This is a genomic window from Nonomuraea sp. CA-141351, from assembly GCF_050944675.1.
Lineage (GTDB): Bacteria > Actinomycetota > Actinomycetes > Streptosporangiales > Streptosporangiaceae > Nonomuraea.
On record NZ_CP191982.1, the window covers coordinates 11,929,426 to 11,948,633 of the forward strand.

21 protein-coding genes and 1 riboswitch are annotated in these 19,208 nt (G+C 69.1%); of the genes, 11 read left to right on the plus strand and 10 right to left on the minus strand.

What is annotated here, in order from left to right:
- Positions 1–64: 64 nt before the first annotated feature.
- Positions 65–607, plus strand: coding sequence for a PadR family transcriptional regulator (locus ACQPWU_RS56115; RefSeq protein WP_360684649.1), 543 nt, complete (start codon positions 65–67; stop codon positions 605–607).
- Here the strand turns inward: ACQPWU_RS56115 and ACQPWU_RS56120 are convergent.
- From ACQPWU_RS56120 to ACQPWU_RS56135, 4 genes are all read right to left on the minus strand, one after another.
- Complete coding sequence (locus ACQPWU_RS56120) at positions 586–1,050, minus strand: N-acetyltransferase family protein (RefSeq protein ID WP_433435277.1); 465 nt, start codon at positions 1,048–1,050, stop codon at positions 586–588. The two genes, ACQPWU_RS56115 and ACQPWU_RS56120, sit on opposite strands and share 22 nt — an antisense overlap.
- Before the next feature lie 90 nt (positions 1,051–1,140).
- Positions 1,141–1,692: a PIN domain-containing protein gene (locus tag ACQPWU_RS56125; protein WP_433435278.1), complete on the minus strand. Its 552-nt coding sequence runs from the start codon at positions 1,690–1,692 to the stop codon at positions 1,141–1,143.
- Between the two features lie 30 nt (positions 1,693–1,722).
- Complete coding sequence (locus ACQPWU_RS56130; RefSeq protein WP_433435279.1) at positions 1,723–2,184, minus strand: helix-turn-helix domain-containing protein; 462 nt, start codon at positions 2,182–2,184, stop codon at positions 1,723–1,725.
- A 166-nt stretch (positions 2,185–2,350) separates the two neighbouring features.
- The gene (locus tag ACQPWU_RS56135; protein WP_433435280.1) at positions 2,351–4,156 is read right to left on the minus strand and encodes an acyl-CoA dehydrogenase; all 1,806 of its coding nucleotides are present in this window, start codon (positions 4,154–4,156) and stop codon (positions 2,351–2,353) included.
- A 102-nt stretch (positions 4,157–4,258) separates the two neighbouring features.
- On the opposite strand from ACQPWU_RS56135, the gene ACQPWU_RS56140 reads away from it, so the two are divergent.
- From ACQPWU_RS56140 to ACQPWU_RS56150, 3 genes are all read left to right on the plus strand, one after another.
- Positions 4,259–5,056: a class I SAM-dependent methyltransferase gene (locus ACQPWU_RS56140; RefSeq protein WP_433435281.1), complete on the plus strand. Its 798-nt coding sequence runs from the start codon at positions 4,259–4,261 to the stop codon at positions 5,054–5,056.
- Between the two features lie 25 nt (positions 5,057–5,081).
- Positions 5,082–5,140, plus strand: a riboswitch (guanidine-III (ykkC-III) riboswitch).
- Positions 5,141–5,172: 32 nt separating this feature from the next.
- The gene (locus ACQPWU_RS56145) at positions 5,173–5,487 is read left to right on the plus strand and encodes a DMT family transporter (protein ID WP_433435282.1); all 315 of its coding nucleotides are present in this window, start codon (positions 5,173–5,175) and stop codon (positions 5,485–5,487) included.
- A gap of 31 nt (positions 5,488–5,518) precedes the next feature.
- Entirely contained in the window at positions 5,519–5,902 is a 384-nt protein-coding gene (locus ACQPWU_RS56150; protein WP_433435283.1) for a VOC family protein, read from the plus strand.
- Positions 5,903–5,931: 29 nt separating this feature from the next.
- Here ACQPWU_RS56150 and ACQPWU_RS56155 read toward each other — a convergent pair whose 3' ends face one another.
- The gene (locus ACQPWU_RS56155; RefSeq protein ID WP_433435284.1) at positions 5,932–6,381 is read right to left on the minus strand and encodes a hypothetical protein; all 450 of its coding nucleotides are present in this window, start codon (positions 6,379–6,381) and stop codon (positions 5,932–5,934) included.
- A 221-nt stretch (positions 6,382–6,602) separates the two neighbouring features.
- On the opposite strand from ACQPWU_RS56155, the gene ACQPWU_RS56160 reads away from it, so the two are divergent.
- Together ACQPWU_RS56160 and ACQPWU_RS56165 are read left to right on the plus strand one after the other, a co-directional pair.
- Entirely contained in the window at positions 6,603–7,541 is a 939-nt protein-coding gene (locus ACQPWU_RS56160; RefSeq protein WP_433435285.1) for an MBL fold metallo-hydrolase, read from the plus strand.
- Positions 7,542–7,613: 72 nt separating this feature from the next.
- The gene (locus ACQPWU_RS56165) at positions 7,614–7,838 is read left to right on the plus strand and encodes a hypothetical protein (protein WP_349454212.1); all 225 of its coding nucleotides are present in this window, start codon (positions 7,614–7,616) and stop codon (positions 7,836–7,838) included.
- Here ACQPWU_RS56165 and ACQPWU_RS56170 read toward each other — a convergent pair.
- The 4 genes from ACQPWU_RS56170 to pdhA all read right to left on the minus strand — a co-directional run bounded on the left by ACQPWU_RS56170 (position 7,835) and on the right by pdhA (position 11,846).
- On the minus strand, positions 7,835–8,128 hold the full coding sequence (locus ACQPWU_RS56170) for a Dabb family protein (protein ID WP_360684673.1): 294 nt from the start codon (positions 8,126–8,128) through the stop codon (positions 7,835–7,837). The genes ACQPWU_RS56165 and ACQPWU_RS56170 overlap by 4 nt on opposite strands.
- 131 nt (positions 8,129–8,259) lie before the next feature.
- The gene (locus ACQPWU_RS56175; protein ID WP_433435286.1) at positions 8,260–9,702 is read right to left on the minus strand and encodes a dihydrolipoamide acetyltransferase family protein; all 1,443 of its coding nucleotides are present in this window, start codon (positions 9,700–9,702) and stop codon (positions 8,260–8,262) included.
- 11 nt (positions 9,703–9,713) lie between these two features.
- On the minus strand, positions 9,714–10,694 hold the full coding sequence (locus tag ACQPWU_RS56180) for an alpha-ketoacid dehydrogenase subunit beta (protein WP_433435287.1): 981 nt from the start codon (positions 10,692–10,694) through the stop codon (positions 9,714–9,716).
- 60 nt (positions 10,695–10,754) lie between these two features.
- Positions 10,755–11,846 (minus strand): pyruvate dehydrogenase (acetyl-transferring) E1 component subunit alpha, encoded by a 1,092-nt coding sequence (pdhA, locus tag ACQPWU_RS56185; protein ID WP_433435288.1) that lies wholly within the window; start codon positions 11,844–11,846, stop codon positions 10,755–10,757.
- Between the two features lie 227 nt (positions 11,847–12,073).
- Here pdhA and purS point away from each other — a divergent pair, with 227 nt between their 5' ends.
- The 4 genes from purS to purL all read left to right on the plus strand — a co-directional run bounded on the left by purS (position 12,074) and on the right by purL (position 16,062).
- Positions 12,074–12,319, plus strand: coding sequence for a phosphoribosylformylglycinamidine synthase subunit PurS (gene purS / locus ACQPWU_RS56190; RefSeq protein ID WP_433435289.1), 246 nt, complete (start codon positions 12,074–12,076; stop codon positions 12,317–12,319).
- 219 nt (positions 12,320–12,538) lie between these two features.
- A complete protein-coding gene (locus ACQPWU_RS56195) occupies positions 12,539–12,925 on the plus strand; it encodes an ATP-binding protein (protein WP_360684844.1) in 387 nt (128 codons plus the stop codon).
- Positions 12,926–13,132: 207 nt separating this feature from the next.
- Positions 13,133–13,813 carry a phosphoribosylformylglycinamidine synthase subunit PurQ gene (gene purQ, locus ACQPWU_RS56200; protein WP_433435290.1) on the plus strand — a complete coding sequence of 227 codons (681 nt, stop codon included), beginning with the start codon at positions 13,133–13,135 and terminating at the stop codon, positions 13,811–13,813.
- Positions 13,810–16,062, plus strand: coding sequence for a phosphoribosylformylglycinamidine synthase subunit PurL (gene purL, locus ACQPWU_RS56205; protein ID WP_433435291.1), 2,253 nt, complete (start codon positions 13,810–13,812; stop codon positions 16,060–16,062). The genes purQ and purL overlap by 4 nt, the downstream gene beginning before the upstream one ends.
- Before the next feature lie 51 nt (positions 16,063–16,113).
- Here purL and ACQPWU_RS56210 read toward each other — a convergent pair whose 3' ends face one another.
- Positions 16,114–16,992, minus strand: a complete 879-nt coding sequence (locus ACQPWU_RS56210) for a hypothetical protein (protein ID WP_433435292.1) — start codon at positions 16,990–16,992, stop codon at positions 16,114–16,116.
- 196 nt (positions 16,993–17,188) lie between these two features.
- Between ACQPWU_RS56210 and ACQPWU_RS56215 the strand changes: the two genes are divergently transcribed.
- Positions 17,189–19,201: an adenylate/guanylate cyclase domain-containing protein gene (locus tag ACQPWU_RS56215; RefSeq protein ID WP_433435293.1), complete on the plus strand. Its 2,013-nt coding sequence runs from the start codon at positions 17,189–17,191 to the stop codon at positions 19,199–19,201.
- The last annotated feature ends 7 nt before the right edge of the window (positions 19,202–19,208 follow it).

Sequence of the window (19,208 nt, forward strand, 5' to 3'; positions counted from 1 at the left end):
CCCTTCCCGGCAGACTATGTCAGAACTGACATAGTTGTGGAAGCACTTTATCCTTGGGCGAACCATGACCTCAACGCTCGGATTCGCGATTCTCGCCGTGCTCGCGCGCGGCGACCGCACGGGATATGACCTCGCCGCGGCCATGCGGCGGCCGATCGGCTACTTCTGGACGGCCGGACACAGCCAGATCCACGCCGAGCTGCAGAAGCTGCGCGCGGGCGGGCTGGTCGGGTTCGAGGCCGAGCACGGGCCGGGGCCGCAGGGCAGGAAGGTCTACCACCTGACGGCCGAGGGCATGCGGGCGCTGCGGGAGTGGGTCACCGAGCCGCCGCGCGAGCGACCGGAGCGAGACGAGCTGGTGCTGAAGACGTACGCGTCGTGGCTGGCCGAGCCGGAGCTGGTCAGGCGGATGTTCGCCGACCAGCTCGCCGCGCACGAGGCGCGGCTGGCCGAGTACGAGCGGCAGGAGGCGTCATTCGACGGGCCGCCCGCGTTCGGCGATCCCCGGTTCGGCAACTACGCGACGTTGCGGTGCGGACTGAGCTACGAACGGCATCGGGCCGACTGGTGCCGGTGGATGCTGGCTCAGCTCAGCGAGAGCTTGTAGCCCACGTGGGAGGCCGTGAAGCCGAGGTTGTCGTAGAAGCGGTGCGCGTCCGTACGTGACTTGTCGGAGGTGAGCTGCACGACCGCGCAGCCGTGCTCCCGCGCCCTGTCAATGGCCCACTCGATCATCCGGCGGCCGAGGCCCTGGCCGCGGGTGGAGGCGGCGACCCTGACGGCCTCGATCTGGCACCGCTCCGCGCCCAGCCGTGACAGCCCGGCCAGGTACGTGAGCTGCATGGTGCCCACCACCTCGCCGTCCTGCTCGGCCACGATCAGCTCGTCGTACGGGTTGGCGTCGACCCGCTCGAACGCCGCCAGGTAACGCTCGTCCTCCGGGTCTCCCTCACGCGTGGCGCCGAGATGGTCGTCGGCGAGCATCGCCACGATCGCGGGCACGTCCTCCTTGCGGGCGGGGCGGAAGAGCACTTTCTCTGTTTGCTGCATGTCCGAATGATGTCAGGGACGACTCAGGGCTCGGGCTACCGCATCGCATCAGACTTGGGCGGCTATCTGTCTAATACCTCGCCCTCTCCATCAGCCGAACTGACGCCGGATCTCCTCCGCGAATCCCGGCACACCTGCCCGCTCCAACGCGGTCAACAGCCCCCAGATAGACCGCGGCTCTCGCTTGTAGCAGGCGGCCTGCTCGGCGAGAGTGTGCACGACAAGCCGGGGTTCGGCGTCCAGCAATCCGAGGAGAAACCCATCCGGGCTGAGCAGCTCGATGTCATACGGCGCACGCGAGGCGGCCGGGAAATCCTTCACATTGAAGGTGACCAGAGCATCTGCCCTGGATGACACGGCCGCGGCCAGCACATGCCGATCCTTGGGATCGCAGGTCATGTCAGAGATGAACGACTGGTAGCCGGCCACGTCTGCTCCCTCGAAGGCGACCTGCATCTCCGTCAGGAGGCGACGGACCACCTCGGCGGGGATACCGGCCTCCGTTAGGTTACGGCCCAGCTCCTCAAGGATGTCGGCCGACCACAGGGGACGAAACAGCGCGGCCTCGGCCAAGCGCAGCAGTGTGTCGCGCAGGTAGGCCGGATACAGCACGCAGGTGTCGAGGACCACGCTGTAGGACATTGCATCCTCCGCGAAGTGGGGGTGTCATCGTCAGCGGGTGGATCGCGGAGTGGCGGTCGCCTCATACAGATCGGCTTCCTCGGAGACTTCCACCATCCGGTCCAGCGCGGCCCGCCGCAGGTGATGCCGCCGCTCCCGATAGGCCAGCACATCGCGGAGGAGGATCCGCCGATGCCGGCCGGGCTGGCTGTAGGGGATCTCGCCGCGCTCCAGCAGCCGCACCACCGTCGGGCGGCTCACCCCCAGCAGGTCGGCGGCCTCCTGAGTGGTCAACGTCTGATGGTGCGGGGCGATCGTCACCGCTTGACCTGCCGCCATGGCCAGAACGACCAGCCGCAGCACGTCGAGCACCTCATCGGGCAGCACGACCCGCTCCCCAGCCGGACTCACCAACTCCGCGCGTCCACCTGCCGCGTGCCGCACCACATCGGCCAGGCGGTCCAACGGCACCCCGGGCGGCAGCACGGTCCGCTCGGTCACTTCCACCGTCATGACATCCCTCCGATCCTCGCCCTCACCTTACCCATGAAACGAACGAAACGAAACACGACGGAACGAACGATCGGAGGGCCGAGAGATGCACGTCATGGACCGCATCGGGCATTGCGGGCAGGAGGGACTAGTCCCTCTGAATACATCTTGGAAGGTTACTTCCTGGCTAGAAGGCCTCCTCGGGAAGCTCCATGAGCTCCTGGCCGGTGGAGTCGACCACGCGCCGCTCGGCCGCCAGCCGGGGCAGGACGGTCTTGGCGAAGAACGAGGCCGCCGCGACCTTGCCCAGGTAGAACGGGTCCTCGCCCTCGGCGAGCTTCTCCAGCGCCACCTCGGCCTGGCGCAGCAGCAGCCAGCCGATCACCAGGTCGCCCAGTGCGAGCAGGAGCCTGGTGGTGTTCAGGCCGACCTTGTACACCTCGGCCGGCGTCTCCAGCGAGGACAGCGCCCAGCCGGCCATGGTGTCGCCCATGGCCTTGACCTCACCGGCGGCCTCGGCGAGCAGCTTGCGCTCCTCCTTCAGCCGGCCGTTGCCCGCCTCCGAGCCGGCGAACTCGCCGATCTCGGCCAGCAGCGACCCGACCGCGGCGCCCTGGTTGCGCAGGATCTTCCTGAAGAACAGGTCGAGGCCCTGGATCGCGGTCGTGCCCTCGTACAGGGAGTCGATCTTGGCGTCGCGGATGTACTGCTCGATCGGGTAGTCCTGCAGGTAGCCCGAGCCGCCGAGGGTCTGCAGCGAGCGGGAGAGCAGTTCGTACGACCGCTCGGAGCCGACGCCCTTGACGATGGGCAGCAGCAGGTCGTTCATGTCGTGGGCGTGCCGGTCGTCCGGGTTGACGAGCAGAGTGTCCTGGAACGTGGCCGTGTAGAGCACCAGGGCCCGCATGCCCTCGGCGTACGACTTCTGCAGCATGAGCTCGCGCCGCACGTCGGGGTGGTGCGTCACGGTCACGCGCGGGGCGCTCTTGTCGGCCGTCCGGGTCAGGTCCGCACCCTGCGCGCGTGCCTTGGCGTACTCCAGCGCGTTCAGGTAGCCGGTGGAGAGTGTGGCGATGGCCTTGGTGCCGACCATCATGCGGGCGTGCTCGATCACCATGAACATCTGCCTGATGCCCTCGTGCACGTCGCCCACGAGGTAGCCGATCGCCGGGTGCCTGTCGCCGAAGGTCAGCTCGCACGTCGTGGAGACCTTCAGGCCCATCTTCTTCTCGACGTTCGTGACGTAGACGCCGTTGCGCTCGCCGAGCTCGCCCGTCTCCACGTTCACGAGGAACTTGGGCACCAGGAACATCGACAGCCCCTTGGTGCCGGGGCCGTGGCCCTCGGGGCGAGCCAGGACGAGGTGGAAGATGTTCTCGGACATGTCGTGCTCGGCGCTCGTGATGAAGCGCTTGACGCCCTCGATGTGCCAGCTGCCGTCCTCCTGCCGCACCGCCTTGGTACGCCCGGCGCCCACGTCGGATCCGGCGTCCGGCTCGGTGAGCACCATCGTGGCGCCCCAGTTGCGCTCGATGGCGAGCTCGGCGAAGCGCTTCTGCTCCGGCGTGCCGACCTTCCAGAGCGTGTAGGCGAAGTTGGGGCCCGCCGCGTACATGTAGAGCGCCGGGTTCGAGCCGAGCACCAGCTCGGCCGCGGCCCAGGCCAGGCTCCTCGGGATGCCCGGGCCGCCAAGCTCGGAGGGCAGGTCGAGGCTCGCCCAGCCGCCGTCGACCAGCGCCTTGAACGACTTCTTGAAGCCCTCGGGAACCGTCACGGAGCCGGTCGCCGCGTCGAACACGGGCGGGTGCCTGTCGCCCTCCTCGAAGGAGTCGGCGAGGAGGCCGGTGGCCAGCCTGTTGAGCTCGTCCAGGATGCCGCGGGCAACGTCCTCGTCCACATCCGCGAAGGGCCCTGTGCCGAGGATCTCGCGCCTCCCGAACACCTCGAAGAGGTTGAACTCCAGGTCACGAACGTTGCTCTTGTAGTGGCCCATGGGTGTCGATCTCCTTGAACCGAGGTTTCTGTACTGGCGAGTAACCTTACTCTGAAATGCTACCCGCGGGTAACCCGGGCCATGCATGGCATGCTGCTCTCCATGGACGCCGAAGAACTCGCCGCCAGATGGCGAGAGCGACTGGAATCCTGGGCCATCCCCGCCGAGATCATGGCCAAGGCTCCCGCTGATCCGTGGAGTCACTCGCCCGAGCGGTTCGGCTCCCGTACCGACAGGGCTCTTGCCGAGCCCGACGACGGGCCCACCATGACCCGGCTCTCCGAGGCGCTGCCCGACAAGGGCACGCTGCTCGACGTCGGCTCAGGCCCGGGCGCGGCGTCCCTGCCGCTGCACGAGCGCATCGGCCACCTCTACGCGGTCGACACCTCGGCGCCCATGCTGGAGGGGCTGGCGGCCAGGGCGGAGAAGCTCGGGGTGCCGCTCACGGCGATCGAGGGCCGCTGGCCCGACGTGGCCGACCAGGTGCCCCTGGTCGACGCCGCCGTCGCCGCGCACGTGGTCTACAACGTCCCCGATCTGGCGGACTTCCTGCGCGCCCTCGACGCCCGCACGCAGGGGCGGGTGGTGCTGGAGTTGCCTCACCGCCATCCCATGAGCTGGATGACGCCGCTGTGGCAGCACTTCCACGGGGTGGACCGGCCGGTGCGGCCCATCGCCGAAGACTGCGTGGCGCTGGTGGCGGCGCTCGGCTACGCGGTGCAGGTGGAGGAACGGGAAGCGCCCCTGGAACGATTCACGTCGCTGGAGGAGCTGGCGAGGAGCGTGTGCCGCCGGGTGTGCCTCGACCCGTCAAGGGCGCAGGAGGTGGCGGATACCGTGCTGGAGCTGGGCATGTGGCCGGTGCCCCGCGACCGGTGGGTCACCATCTGGTGGGAATGATCCCACTGAGCGCCGTGTTCGTGTGGATGAGCTGACAACTCCCGGACGAGACGCGCCGTACCCGGAACGCCAAGACGACGCATCCGCAACAGCCTCGTCTCAAGGGAGTTCGGATCATGGCGTGGATCGTCCTCGTGCTGGCCGGCGTCTTCGAAGTCGCCATGGCCCTTTCGCTCAAGCTCAGCAACGGGTTCAGCAGTGTGTGGTGGGCGCTGTCGTTCTTCGTGACGGCCGTGCTGAGCTTCGGTCTGCTCTCGTACGCGCTCAGGACCCTCGAGGTCGGCACCGCGTACGCCGTCTGGACCGGCGTCGGCGCGGCGGGCACGGCGGTGCTCGGCATGATCGCCATGGGCGACCAGGTCTCGTTGCCGCGCCTCATCTCGATCGCGCTGATCCTGATGGGGGTCGTCGGGCTGCGGCTACTCGCTTGACGTCGCGGGCCGCCCCGGCTTAGGTGGCTGCGTGATTGAAATCCATGCCGTCACCATCGACGCCGCCGACCCGTACGAGATCGCCAGTTGGTGGAGCGAGGCGACCGGGCTGCCCCTCGGCGAGGGCGACAAGCCGGGCGACGACGAGGTCATGCTGCGTACCAAGCAGGACCCGTTCCTGCTGTTCATCCGTGTGCCCGAGGGCAAGACCGTGAAGAACCGGCTGCACCTCGACGTCAACGGGACCGAGGGCAGGACCCGTGACCAGGAGGTCGAGCGGCTGATCGGGCTGGGCGCGACCGTCTTCGACGACCGGCGGCAGCCCGACGGCACCGGCTGGGTGACCATGCTCGACCCCGAGGGCAACGAGTTCTGCGTGTGCCGGAGTCAGGCGGAGAGGGAGGCGCAGAGCTGAGCTCACAGCGCCGACTTCACGGCGCTGACTCACTGGCCGGATCGGGCGCGGCCCTGCATGACGAGCGTCAGGACGCCTGCGATCAGGTAGACCAGCGCGCCGTGCCACAGGGCCTGCACGGCCGAGCCGAAGACCCCCTCGCCGTCGAGCACGAGCTGCACCGGATAGTCCAGCACGGCCGTGATGCCCGCGGGCAACAGCGAGAACCTCCACGGGTGCCGCAACGACCAGAGCCTGGCCTGGCGGGTCACCCGGTCGCCCTCGTCCGGCTTGGCGACCGCGCCGATGGCGGCGATCAGGGCGAACAGGCTGATGCCCAGGCCCAGCGCCCAGACCAGGTCGCCACCGCCCGTGAGCACGCCCAGGCCGAAGCTGGCCGCGGAAACGGCGCCGCCGCCGATGGCGGCGGCCTTCCAAGGGGCGCCGCGGAGCGCGGCGCCCGACAGCGAGATCTCATCGCGTCGGCTGATTTCGTTCATGTCATCCATGCTGCATTTCCGGGCGCCCCTGGACATCGGGGACAGACCCTGATTTCGACCCTGGGGGGTCCCGGGGTGATAGCGACCCACGGACGTGCCCACGCGACAGGCTGACCGGAGAGGATCTGGATGGGAAGGCGCATTGGATGGTGCGTGTGCGGGTGATTCGTGAGGAGGACCGTGCCCTGCAGTAAACGGACACGTACGGGTACCGTCGCGGCATGAGCTCGAGCAGTCACGACCATCCCCTGCCACCTCCCCGGGTCCAGGAGGTGTCCGACGGCGTCTACGCCTACATCCAGCCCGACGGGAGCTGGTGGATCAACAACACCGGCTTCCTGGCCGGGCGGCGCGGCGTGATCTGCGTCGACGCCTGCTCGACCGAGCGCCGTACGCGGGCGTTCCGCGAGGCCATCGGCAAGGTCACCGACCGGCCGATCACCACGCTGATCAACACCCACCACCACGGCGACCACACGTTCGGCAACTGGCTCTTCCCTGAGGCCACGATCGTCGGCCACGAGGGCGTGCGCGAGCAGGTCCTGGCCGACGGCGTCCCGGCCTACCGCGCCGCGTGGACGCCCGAGGTGGACTGGGGCGAGATGGAGGTGGCGCCGCCCTTCCTCACCTTCACCGACCGGATCACCGTGTACTCCGACGACCTGCGGTGCGAGGTCAGGCACGTCGGCCACGCCGCCCACACGACGAACGACTCGTACGTGTGGATTCCCGAGCGGCGGCTGCTGTTCTCCGGCGACCTCGTGTTCAACGGCGGCACGCCGTTCGTGCTGATGGGCTCGGTGGCCGGGGCGCTGGACGCCCTCGGCCAGCTCAGGGAGCTGGGGGCGGAGACGATCGTTCCGGGACACGGAGGGGTGTGCGGGCCGGAGGTGTACGACCGGGTGGAGGGCTACCTGCGGTTCGTACAGGAGGTCGCCGAGCGGGGCCGGGCGGCGGGGCTGTCGCCGCTGGACGCGGCCAGGGAGGCGGACCTGGGCGAGTGGGGCGGGCTGCTCGACTCCGAGCGCATCGTGGGCAACCTGCACCGCGCGTACGCCGAGCTCGACGGGCAGCCCCTCGGCGCCCCGATCGACCTGGTCGCCGCCGTGCTCGACATGATCACCTACAACGGGGGCAAGCCGCTGTCGTGCCTCGCCTGAGAAGCCACGGGTGTGATCACCGATAGCCGGGTATGACCGTGGCTGTACTCGCCGTTTTGCGTGGAGGTCGTCATGGGTGTCGGGGTCAGCATCTTTTTCCTCACGCTTGGCGCCATCCTGAGGTTCGCGATCGAGCCCGATGTGTTCGGCAAAAGCGTCCACATGGACGTCGTCGGGCTCATCTTCATGATCGTCGGTGGCATCGGCGTGGTGCTGAGCATCGTGCTGGCCCCCAGGAGGGGGCGCACCTCCGATGACAGGCTGATGCGTCGCGAGAACAACCCGCCGGAGATCTAGAGGCTCAGCTGCACCGCGGCGCGCGAGGCCACGATGGGCTTGATGTACTGGGCGATCACCGCCTGATGCTGCGGGTGGTCGCGGTAGACCAGGTAGTCGTCGACGCTGTCGAAGTCGGCCACGATCCCGTAGTCGTGGTTGCCCTGGTTGATGCCCGCGTCGGCGCCCACCGTGTAGGAACGGAGCTGGGGAATGACGCCGGGCAGCTTGCGCAGCTCGGCCGTCACCGTCTCCTTCTGCTCGTCGGTGGCGGCGTCGGCCCAGGTGAACAGCACGATGTGGCGAATCATGCGATCGATCTTATCGGTCGTGTATCAAACCGGTCCGACGTGACTCTGTACGTGGTGGGTGCGGGTGTCCCGGGCCTACGGCGATCGCCGGGGGAGGGGTCCTCCCGGCGGTCGCCGTGGCTCTTTCCCGGCTAGCCCCAGGCCAGCATGCGCAGGGGGTCCTCCAGCATGGCGCCCACGTCGCGCAGGAAGAGCGAGCCCAGCTCGCCGTCCACGATGCGGTGGTCGAACGAGAGGGCGAGGGTCGTCACCTTGCGTACGGCCAGCTCACCGTCCACCACCCATGGCATGTCCCTGACCTGGCCGAAGGCGAGGATGGCGGCCTCGCCGGGGTTCAGGATGGGGGTGCCGGCGTCGATGCCGAAGACGCCCACGTTGGTGATGGTGAACGTGCCGCCCGCCATCTCGGCCGGCTGGGTGCGGCCTGCCCTGGCCGTCTCCGTGAGCCCGCCCAGCTGCTTGGCCAGGTCGGGGAGCGACAGGGTGTGGGCGTCCTTGACGTTGGGCACCACCAGGCCCCTGGGGGTGGCTGCGGCTATCCCCAGGTTGACGTAGCGCTTGACCACGATCTCCTGGGCCGCCTCGTCCCACGATGAGTTGATCATGGGGTGACGCTTGATGGCGGTGAGCACCGCCTTGGCCACCAGGAGCAGCGGGGAGACCTTGACCTCCGCGAAGTCCTGGAAGGTGCGCAGGCGCTGGACCGTCTCCATGGTGTTCGTCATGTCGAGCTGGAGGAACTCGGTGACGTGGGGGGCGCTGAAGGCGCTGGTGACCATGGCCTGGGCGGTCATCTTGCGCACGCCCTTGATGGGGATGCGCTCCTCCGGCCGCTCAGTTGCCGCCACGGCCTCTACTGCCACGGCCTCCTTGGTCTCCGCCGCGGCGTGGACGTCCTCGCGTGTGACGGAGCCCTGAGGACCGGTGCCGGTGACGCCGGCCAGGTCTACGCCGAGATCCTTGGCCAGCTTCCGGACCGGTGGCTTGGCCAGGACGGAGATCCGGCTGATGTCCGTGCGCGTTGCGCCGCCCTCCGCCGTACCAGATCCCGCCGGCCCGGCGCCGGGAGTGGTGGCGGCGGGCGGTGGCGTGGGGGCCGGGGCCTGGCGGCCGTCCACCTCCACGCGGGACGGGCCGGCCGGGGCGCCGGTCGCCTGGCGCTTGCGGGGGCGGCGCTTGGTGGCGCCGGTCTTCACGCCGTAGCCGACCAGGACCGCCTGGCGTTCCTCCTTGGGGGCAGGGCTGCCGTGAGCGCCCGGCTCGACGGCTCCTTCCGCCGGCGGCCTGGGCACCATGTCGTCGGCCAGCGCCTTGACCTCCTCCGAGGCGCCCGCCTCGGAGGTGTCGACGGCGATGATGGGGGCGCCGACGTCGACCGTCTGGCCCTCGTCGGCCAGCAGGTCCGTCACCGCCCCGTCCCACGGGATGGGGAGCTCGACGATCGACTTGGCCGTCTCGATCTCCACGACGATCTGGTTGACCTTGACCGGGTCACCCGCCTTGACGTGCCAGCGGACGATCTCGGCTTCCGTCAGCCCCTCACCGACGTCGGGGAGCTTGAACTCGCGTCGCATGACAACCCCCCTCAGTACCCGAATGCCCGGTCGACGGCGTCGAGCACCCGGTCCAGGTCGGGCAGGTAGTGCTCCTCCAGCCGAGACGGAGGGTAGGGGGTGGAGAAGCCGCCGGCCCGGAGCACCGGCGACTCCAGGTGGTAGAAGCACTGCTCCGTGATCCTGGCCGCCAGCTCGGCCCCGAACCCGCTGTTGACCGGCGCCTCGTGGACGACCACCGCCCGCCCGGTACGGCGGACGGAGTCCATCACGAGCGGCTCGTCCAGCGGGTTGAGCGAGCGCAGGTCGACCACCTCGAGCGAGCGGCCGTCGTCCTCGGCGGCCTTGGCCGCCTCCAGGCACGTCTTGACCATGGGACCGTAGGCCAGCAACGTGACGTCGGTCCCCGGGCGGACGACCTTGGCGGCGTGCAGCGACGGCCACCAGTCGGTGGAGGAGGTGTCGATGTCGGCCTTCTCCCAGTAGCGGCGCTTGGGCTCGAAGAAGATCACCGGGTCGTCGCTGCGGATGGCCTGCTGGATCATGGTGTAGGCGTCGGCCGGGTTGGAGCAGGCCACGACGCGCAGCCCGGCGGTGTGGGTGAAGTACGCCTCGGGCGACTCGCTGTGGTGCTCGACCGCGCCGATGCCGCCGCCGCACGGGATGCGTACGACCACGGGGAGCTTGATCGCGCCCAGCGAGCGCATCGGCATCTTGGCGAGCTGCGTGATGATCTGGTCGGCGGCCGGGAAGACGAAACCGTCGAACTGGATCTCGCACACCGGCCGGTAGCCGCGCAGCGCCAGCCCGATCGCGGTGCCGATGATGCCCGACTCGGCCAGCGGGGTGTCGATGACGCGGTCCTCGCCGAAGTCCTTCTGCAGGCCGTCCGTGACGCGGAAGACGCCGCCCAGCTTGCCGACGTCCTCGCCCATGATGAGAACCTTGGGATCGTCCTCCATGGCCTTGCGCATGCCCTCGTTGAGCGCCTTCGACAAGCTCAAGATCGTCATGACGCCTCCTTCGTCGGCCTCATGACAGTCATGCTGTGTTTATTGGTGCCTTCGCTTCGCTCAGTCACGGAACCCCTCCAGGTACGAGGCGAACTGGGCTCGCTCCTGGTCGATCAGGGCGTGGGGCTCGCGGTAGACGTGGTCGAAGATGTCGAGCGGGCCGGGGTCGGGCATGGCCAGGCATCGCCTGCGCAGGTCGGCTCCGAGCTGGTCGGCCTCGGCGTCGACGGAGTCGAAGAACGCCTGGTCGGCGTGCTCGTTCTTGAAGAGGTACGACCTGACCCGCTCGATCGGGTCCTTGAGCTTCCACGCCTCCAGCTCGCTGGCCACGCGGTAGCGCGTCGGGTCGTCGGTGGTGGTGTGGGCGCCCATCCGGTACGTGAACGCCTCGATGAGCGTGGGCCCCTGGCCGGTGCGGGCGGCCTCCAGGGCCTTCCTGGTCACCGCCAGGCAGGCGAACACGTCGTTGCCGTCCACCCTGATCCCGGGGAAGCCGAAGCCCGAGGCACGGCGGTAGAGCGGGATGCGGGTCTGCTTCTCCAGGGGCTCGGAGATGGCCCACTGGTTGTTCTGGCAGAAGAACACGATCGGTGCGTTGAACACACTGGCCCAGATGAACGACTCGTTCACGTCGCCCTGCGAGGTGGCCCCGTCGCCGAAATAGACGATCGTGGCGGCGTTGGCGTCATCGCGCTGGATGCCCATGGCATAACCGACCGCGTGGAGGGTCTGGCTGCCGATCACGATCGTGTAGAGGTGGAAGTTGTGCTCCTGGGGGTCCCAGCCGCCGTGGTTCACGCCTCTGAACAGGCCCAGCAGCTTCACCGGGTCCACGTCGCGGCACCAGGCCACACCGTGCTCGCGGTAGGTGGGGAAGGCCATGTCGGAATCGGTCAGCGCGCGGCCCGAGCCGATCTGGGCCGCCTCCTGGCCCAGCAGCGAGGCCCAGATGCCCAGCTCACCCTGGCGCTGCAGCGCCACGGCCTCCAGGTCGATGCGCCGGACGAGGACCAGGTCGCGGTAGAGCGATCGGACTTCCTCGTCGGTCAGGTCGATGTCGTAGTCGGGGTGCTCGACCCGCTCGCCCTCGGGGGTGAGCAGCTGGACGAGCTCCGGAGGTGCGGTAGCACCCTGAGAGGCTTCGGCTGTCATGCCACTCCTGTGCATCGTCGGGGCAGGTCTCGATGGGGTTGCCACCTTAGGCCAGCCGTCCATGCGCGGAACCATCTGGTGGTGGTTCGTACGCGTTTGGGGCCATGGTGGCAGACATCACAACCCTCCGCGCAAGCCCCATGCCCTCCCCGTTCCCGTTGTGTCGTCAGCCACACGCGCCGGTAGGCTGTGCTTCCCAGTCACCCACCGCATCCAGGAGGAACGCAGTGGCCCGCGTCATCGTGGACGTCATGTTGAAGCCCGAGATCCTCGACCCGCAGGGCCAGGCGATCGCCAGGGCGCTGCCCAGGCTCGGCTTCTCCGGCGTGGCGGCCGTGCGTCAGGGCAAGCGCTTCGAGATCGAGCTAGACGGCCCCGCCGACGAGACGGCGCTCGGCGAGGTCCGTAAGATGGCCGAGACCCTGCTGGCCAACACCGTGATCGAGGACTACAGCGTCCGGGTTGAGGGGTAAGGGAGATTAGGTCCCCGGATTTCCCCCTGGCCGGTTAAAGCCCGGTTCGGACATGCCACAATGCCACGGGCATGCCAACACTAAATAACAACAGGGTGATTTTGCGGTTAGCCCCGTTTTCACAGGGAAACCTACTCCAGGTGACATTCTGGCGCCCGGAGGAGTCCGGTGGATATTGAGTTCTCGTTGGCACTGCCTCGGGATGCGATCGGCATACCGATGGTCAGGCGAGTGCTAGGCGATGCCATGCGTTCACTGAACGTGAGCGAGACGTGCATCGCCGACATGCTGCTCGCCGTCTCCGAGGCGTGCTCAAATGCGGTGCGGCACGGGGGTCCCGCCAACCGCTACGAGGTGACCGCGGCAATCGGCTACGGTCGCTGCGACGTACGCGTCGCGGACAACGGCGAGGGCCTGCCGACGATGCCGCTGCACTTCCCCCCGCCTGACACAGAGAATGGCCGCGGCCTGCTGATCATGCGCTCCGTGGTCGACGAGATCTCCTTCGGCGTCACACCCGGCCGCGGCACCACGGTCCACCTGCGCAAGCAGCTCGCCTGGGACGACGAGGCCGATGCCCGTCCCCGCGAGCTGGCAGCCGTCTGACCGCGTCCATGGCCTCTGCTCCGCAGAGGCGGGCCCGGTCGCCACGCTCCCGACGCTCCTCGGTCCAGGCGACGGCGCTCCCTCGCACGTCCGCCGGACGCACGAGCCGATGCGGACCACGCGACAGCACCCGATAACCTGAGTACACCGCTGCCGTCCGACAGACGGTGGCGCGTGCGCGCGCATTCCTCGGAGGGGACGACTGTCATGAGCGCTGCCCGTGTGGGCGTAGTCACGTTTCCAGGAACTCTCGACGACCAGGACGCCGCCAGAGCCGTGCGCCTCGTGGGCGCGGAGGCGGTTCCGCTGTGGCACGCCGACCACGACCTGAAGGGGGTCGACGCCGTTTTCCTGCCCGGCGGCTTCTCCTATGGCGACTACCTGCGCTGCGGCGCCATCTCGCGGTTCGCGCCGCTCATGGAGGAGCTCATCCCGGCGGCCAGGGCGGGGCTGCCCGTGCTCGGCACGTGCAACGGGTTCCAGATCCTCTGTGAGGCCCACCTGCTGCCCGGCGCGCTGACCCGCAACGGCTCCCTCCACTACGTCTGCCGCGACCAGAAGGTCAGGATCGAGCAGACCGCGACCGCGTGGACCAACTCGTTCGGCCAGAACCAGGAGATCGTGCTGCCCGTCAAGCACGGCGAGGGCCGCTACGTGGCCTCCGACGACACGCTGGCGGCACTCGAAGCGGGCGGTCACGTGGTCGTCCGCTACATCGGCAACCCCAACGGCTCGCTCAACGACATCGCGGGCATCCGTAACGAGGCGGGCAACGTGGTCGGCCTCATGCCGCACCCGGAGCACGCGGTCGAGGAGCTGGTCGGCGCCCCGAGCACCGACGGGCTCGGGTTCTTCGCCTCCATCCTCAAGAAGCTGGTGAACGCATGACGACGGATAGCGTGAAGCGGGCGGCGGATACGCCCGACGAGCCGATGCCCTTCGCCGAGCTGGGGATGAAGCAGGACGAGTACGACCGGGTCAAGGAGATCCTCGGCCGTCGTCCCACCGGCTCCGAGCTGGCCATCTACAGCGTCATGTGGTCCGAGCACTGCTCGTACAAGTCGTCCAAGGTGCATCTCAAGCAGTTCGCCACCAAGGCGCCCAAGTCCGAGGCGCTGCTGGTGGGCATGGGCGAGAACGCGGGTGTGGTGGACATCGGCGACGGCTGGGCGGCCACGTTCAAGATCGAGTCGCACAACCACCCGTCCTACGTCGAGCCGCACCAGGGCGCGGCCACCGGCGTCGGCGGGATCGTGCGCGACATCATGTCGATGGGCGCGCGCCCGATCGCCGTCATGGACTCGCTGCGCTTCGGCGGCGCGGACGCCGTCGACACGCGCAGGGTGCTGCCCGGCGTGGTCGAGGGCATCAGCCACTACGGAAACTGCCTGGGCCTGCCCAACATCGGCGGCGAGGTCGTCTTCGACCCCTGCTACATCGGCAATCCCCTGGTCAACGCCCTGTGCGTCGGCCTGCTGAGGAAAGACCAGATCAAGCTGGCCACCGCGCCAGGGCCGGGCAACAAGGTCGTGCTGTTCGGCGCGTCCACCGGCCCCGACGGCATCGGCGGGGCGAGCGTCCTGGCCTCGGCGACGTTCGAGGACGAGTCGCACGCCAAGCGGCCCGCCGTGCAGGTGGGCGACCCGTTCATGGAGAAGCTGCTCATCGAGTGCTGCCTGGAGCTGTACGCGGCCGACGTCGTCGTCGGCATCCAGGACCTCGGCGCGGCCGGTGTGTCGTGCGCCACGACCGAGCTGGCCGCCAAGGGCACCGGTGGCATGCAGGTCGACCTCAATCTCGTCCCGCTCCGCGATCCCTCGCTCAGGCCAGAGGAGATCCTGATGAGCGAGTCGCAGGAGCGGATGATGGCCGTCGTCAGGCCCGACGACATCCCGGCGTTCATGGCGATCTGCCAGAAGTGGGACGTCCCCGCCACCGTCATCGGCGAGGTCACCGACACCGGCCGCCTGGTCATGACCTGGGACGGCGAGGTCATCGTGGACATCCCGCCGGGCACCGCGGCCGACGAGGGGCCCGTCTACGAGCGCCCGTACCACGAGCCCTCCGGGCAGGCGGCGCTCAACGCCGACACCCCCGACGGCCTGGAGCGGCCCGCCGACCTGCGGGCCACGCTGCTCCAGCTCCTCGGCTCGCCCAACCTGGCCTCCAAGGAGTGGGTGACCTCCCAGTACGACCGCTACGTCCGCTCCAACACCGTGCTGGCCCAGCCGGCGGACGCGGGCATGCTGCGCATTTCGGAGGCGATGGCTGGAGCTGAGCCGACGACCAGGGGCATCGCGCTGGCCACCGACGGCAACGGTCGCTACGCCAAGCTCGACCCGTACGCGGGTGCGCAGCTGGCGCTGGCCGAGGCCTACCGGAACGTGGCCGTGACCGGCGCCAAGCCCCTCGCCGTGACCAACTGCCTCAACTTCGGCTCCCCCGAGGACCCCGAGGTCATGTGGCAGTTCGCCGAGGCCACGCGCGGCCTGGCCGACGCGTGCAGGACCCTTGGTGTGCCGGTGACCGGCGGAAACGTCTCCTTCTACAACCAGACGGGCTCGACGGCCATCAACCCCACGCCGGTCGTGGGCGTGCTCGGCGTCATCGACGACGTGGCCCGGCGGGTGCCGTCCGGGTTCACCGCCGAGGGGCTCAAGGTCGTGCTGCTCGGCGAGACGCGCGAGGAGTTCGGCGGCTCGGAGTGGGCCCACGTCGTGCACCGCCACCTGGGCGGGCTGCCGCCGCACGCGGACCTGGAGGCCGAGCAGGCGCTGGCGACCGTGCTGGTGGAGGCCGCCAGGCGGGGGCTGCTCGAGGGCTCGCACGACCTGTCGGACGGCGGGCTGGCCGTCGCACTGGCCGAGTCCTGCCTGGCGCGGGGCGTCGGGGCCTCGGTGGTGCTGAGCGGGGACGCGTTCACCGACCTGTTCAGCGAGTCTTCCGCGCGGGCGCTGGTCGCGGTGCGGCCGGAGGCCTACGAGGAGTTCGCGTCGCTGTGCGGTCGCCACGACGTGCCCTGCTACGGGCTGGGCACGACCGGGGGCGCGTCGCTGATTGTCGAGGGCGCCTTCGAGGTGCCGGTCGAGGAGCTGCGGGAGACGCACTCGGCGGCGCTGCCGGCGCTGTTCGGCTGAGGACCGCTTGAGAGGGCCGGTACGGGGTTCCGTGCCGGCCCTCGTCGCGTGCTACGCCTTCTTGAGGCAGACCACGTAGACGGTGCCGCTGACGCTGGTGCCGTTGTTGCCGTGGTCGCCGGTGGTGGTGGCGTAGGTGTTGTTGCCGTTGTCGTCCTTGGCCACGCTCACCGTCCAGCCATCGCCGCCGTCGGGCGCGCTGCTCATGACGATGGCGTTCTTGAGCGCACCGAACGAGAAGCCGCCGCCGGTCACCATGCCGCCCTTGCCGCAGCTGGCGGTCGCCGAGCCGATCGAGTTCAGGGACGCGGTCTTGGTGTAGGTCGTGTAGCTGGCGCCGTCACCGGGCTCGCCCTTCGGACCCTGCGGGCCGGTCCTGCCCTGGGGACCCTGCTCGCCCTGCTTGCCCGGAAGGCCATCCTTGCCCGGCTCGCCCTGCTTGCCCTGGGGACCGGTCGGGCCGGTCTCACCCTTGGGGCCCTGCGGACCGATGGGGCCCTTTGGCCCCTCTTCTCCCTGCTTGCCCGGGAGGCCGTCCTTGCCGTCATCGCCCTTGGGACCCTGCGCGCCGGTCTCGCCCTTCGGACCCTGCGGTCCGGCCGGGCCGGTCGCGCCCTTCGGGCCCTGAGGTCCCTGGGGGCCCTGGGGGCCCTGGGCACCGGTCTTGCCCTGCTCGCCCTGCTGCCCCTGCTGGCCCTGCTGGACGGTCGTCGTCGAGGTGCCGCCGATCAGGATCCGCTCCTCCGTCTTCCGGCACTTCGTCTCGGGGTTGACGATGCGGGCGTACCGCGACTTCTTGTGCACGCAGGCGTGCACCTCGCCGGCGGCGGACGAGGCGGTGGCGACCCCGCCGACGGTGAGGAGCGAGGCGGCGAGTGCGCCTACGGCGGCGAGGGTGAGCGTGCGCCCACCGCGAACCTTGATAGCCACGGTTGTCCTTCCAAAGAACGAGTGATGCTCGTGTTGTGCAAGAGATTCACGTTTCAAACGTTCCAAGGGGTGACAGAAACTACGTAACGTATTTGTCACGAAACGGAGGGTTACTGACCAGATTGACTGGAATTGGTGACCCCTGTGGGTAAAACAACGCATTGGCGGCCACGATCGCCCGTGGATAATCGGGTCTGTGCCGACCCCCTACCTGCCCCCGGCCACCCACCCCGTGCGGGGCGTGGTCTGGGGCATCCACCTGGTGCTGCCGCTGCTGGGCCTCTGGCTGCTGCTGGCGCACCCGGACGTCAACATCCCCTGGCAGCACAATCCCAGCCACTTCTGGATGATCATCACGGTGGCCGGGCTCAACGTGGTGCTGGGCATCATGATCAGCGAGGCCTCGTCGCGGCGGCAGGACGCCCGGCTGTTCCTGGTCTCCATGGTCTTCCTGAGCAGCGCCGGGTTCTTCTTCCTGCACGGGCTGGCCACCCCGAAGATCATCCTGCCCACCGGCTCGCTGGGGTTCGACCTGGGCCAGCAGGCGGGGCTCACGATCGCGGCGGCGTTCGCGTTCGCCTCCGCGCTGCCACTGGGCGAGCGGGCGGCCAAGGCCGTGCTGGACTCCCAGCACTTCGTCCGCGCGGTGCTCTTCGGCTTCATTGTCGCCTGGGGGCTGGTGTCGCTGATCCCGGGGCTGACGCCGCTCAGCGAGCCGCCGCCCCAGTCGCCGGTCCCCTGGCTGGCCTGGGCGTCCATTCCCGGCGTCCTGCTGTACGGCGCGGCGAGCGTGATGATGTTCCTGCTGCACCGGCGGCGCCCGTCGGCCATGCTGATCAGCCTGATCACGGCGTACGCGCTGCTGGCCGAGACCATGGTCGCCGGGATGTCCCAGCTCAACTGGCATCTGTCCTGGTGGGAGTGGCACCTCCTGCTCACGCTGGCCTTCGTTTTCGTGGCCTACAGCGCGTACCTGCAGTTCAGGCGCGAGGGGTCGAGCGCGGGCCTGTTCGACTCGGTGACGTTGTCGGCGACCGTGGCGCGCATCCAGCAGGACTATGACCAGGCCCTGGAGGAGCTGGTCGAGCACGTACGCCGGGGCGAGCCGCTGGCCGCGACCCGGCTGTCGGGCAAGTTCCGGCTGAACGAGGGCCAGGCCGCGGTGCTCGACCGGGCAGGCGAGGCGCTGGCCAACGAGCGCGAGCTGTCCGAGCGGCTGACCGCGCTGGTGGCGGTGAGCGCCCAGACCAAGGTGGGCCTCCCCGAGGGCCAGCTCCTCGCCACGGCGCTGGAGCGGGTGCGCCAGGCGTACGGCGACGTGAAGATCGGCCTGGTCGCGGAGGGCAAGACGCAGATCGGCTCCCGCGAGTACGAGTTCGCCGGAAACCAGCCCATCAGGCGCAACGACCTGCTGGCCTTCCCCCTGACAGTCAAGGGTCACCTGGCGGGCGTGCTGGAGGTGCCCGTCGGCCGCACCCCACAGGACGAGGCGCTGGCCGCCACCCTGGCCGGGCAGCTGTCCATCTCCCTGGAGAACGCCCGCCTCTACCAGGAGCTCGACACGCTCTTCCGGCAGTACATGTCGCCGGACGTGGCCAACGCCCTGCTGGCCGACCCGGCGCAGGCGGCGCTCGGCGGCGAGCTGAAGGAGCTGACCGCGCTCTTCGCCGATCTCAAGGGCTTCACGACCTTCTCCGAGAAGGTCACACCCGGCGAGATCGTCGAGATGCTCAACCGCTACCACACGGCCGCGGTCCCCTGCATCCTCAACAACGGCGGCACGATCGTGCAGTTCGTCGGCGACGCGCTGCTGGCCCTGTTCAACGCCCCCGCCACGCAGGCGGGCCATGCCAGGGCCGCGTGCCGGGCCGCGCTCGACATGCAGCGGGCCGCCGCCGAGGTGGCCGAGGAGATGGCGTGGAAGCGGGTGGACGACGTCCAGTGGCCGACGTTCAGGGTGGGCGTCAACACGGGCCCCGCCCTGGTCGGCAACATCGGCAGCCCCGAGTTGCGCGGCTTCAACGCGATGGGCGACTGCGTGAACGTGGCGGCCAGGCTCGAGGGCATCGCCGAGCCCGGCACGGTGGTCATCGGGGAGACGACGCTCAGGCAACTGGGACGTGGCGCGTCGGTGAACCCCCTGGGACAGCTCAGCCTCAAGGGCAAGGAGGAGCTCGTGGCCGCGTACGTTCTGACTGATTTGCAATAGAAGGGTG

Excerpts from the sequence above, each read along its gene's own strand:
- ACQPWU_RS56115 (WP_360684649.1), top strand. The coding sequence starts at position 65 with ATGACCTCAACGCTCGGATTCGCGATTCTCGCCGTGCTCGCGCGCGGC.
- ACQPWU_RS56120 (WP_433435277.1), bottom strand. The coding sequence starts at position 1,050 with ATGCAGCAAACAGAGAAAGTGCTCTTCCGCCCCGCCCGCAAGGAGGAC.
- ACQPWU_RS56125 (WP_433435278.1), bottom strand. The coding sequence starts at position 1,692 with ATGTCCTACAGCGTGGTCCTCGACACCTGCGTGCTGTATCCGGCCTAC.
- ACQPWU_RS56130 (WP_433435279.1), bottom strand. The coding sequence starts at position 2,184 with ATGACGGTGGAAGTGACCGAGCGGACCGTGCTGCCGCCCGGGGTGCCG.
- ACQPWU_RS56135 (WP_433435280.1), bottom strand. The coding sequence starts at position 4,156 with ATGGGCCACTACAAGAGCAACGTTCGTGACCTGGAGTTCAACCTCTTC.
- ACQPWU_RS56140 (WP_433435281.1), top strand. The coding sequence starts at position 4,259 with ATGGACGCCGAAGAACTCGCCGCCAGATGGCGAGAGCGACTGGAATCC.
- ACQPWU_RS56145 (WP_433435282.1), top strand. The coding sequence starts at position 5,173 with ATGGCGTGGATCGTCCTCGTGCTGGCCGGCGTCTTCGAAGTCGCCATG.
- ACQPWU_RS56155 (WP_433435284.1), bottom strand. The coding sequence starts at position 6,381 with ATGAACGAAATCAGCCGACGCGATGAGATCTCGCTGTCGGGCGCCGCG.
- ACQPWU_RS56160 (WP_433435285.1), top strand. The coding sequence starts at position 6,603 with ATGAGCTCGAGCAGTCACGACCATCCCCTGCCACCTCCCCGGGTCCAG.
- ACQPWU_RS56165 (WP_349454212.1), top strand. The coding sequence starts at position 7,614 with ATGGGTGTCGGGGTCAGCATCTTTTTCCTCACGCTTGGCGCCATCCTG.
- ACQPWU_RS56170 (WP_360684673.1), bottom strand. The coding sequence starts at position 8,128 with ATGATTCGCCACATCGTGCTGTTCACCTGGGCCGACGCCGCCACCGAC.
- ACQPWU_RS56175 (WP_433435286.1), bottom strand. The coding sequence starts at position 9,702 with ATGCGACGCGAGTTCAAGCTCCCCGACGTCGGTGAGGGGCTGACGGAA.
- ACQPWU_RS56180 (WP_433435287.1), bottom strand. The coding sequence starts at position 10,694 with ATGACGATCTTGAGCTTGTCGAAGGCGCTCAACGAGGGCATGCGCAAG.
- pdhA (WP_433435288.1), bottom strand. The coding sequence starts at position 11,846 with ATGACAGCCGAAGCCTCTCAGGGTGCTACCGCACCTCCGGAGCTCGTC.
- ACQPWU_RS56195 (WP_360684844.1), top strand. The coding sequence starts at position 12,539 with ATGGTCAGGCGAGTGCTAGGCGATGCCATGCGTTCACTGAACGTGAGC.
- purQ (WP_433435290.1), top strand. The coding sequence starts at position 13,133 with ATGAGCGCTGCCCGTGTGGGCGTAGTCACGTTTCCAGGAACTCTCGAC.
- purL (WP_433435291.1), top strand. The coding sequence starts at position 13,810 with ATGACGACGGATAGCGTGAAGCGGGCGGCGGATACGCCCGACGAGCCG.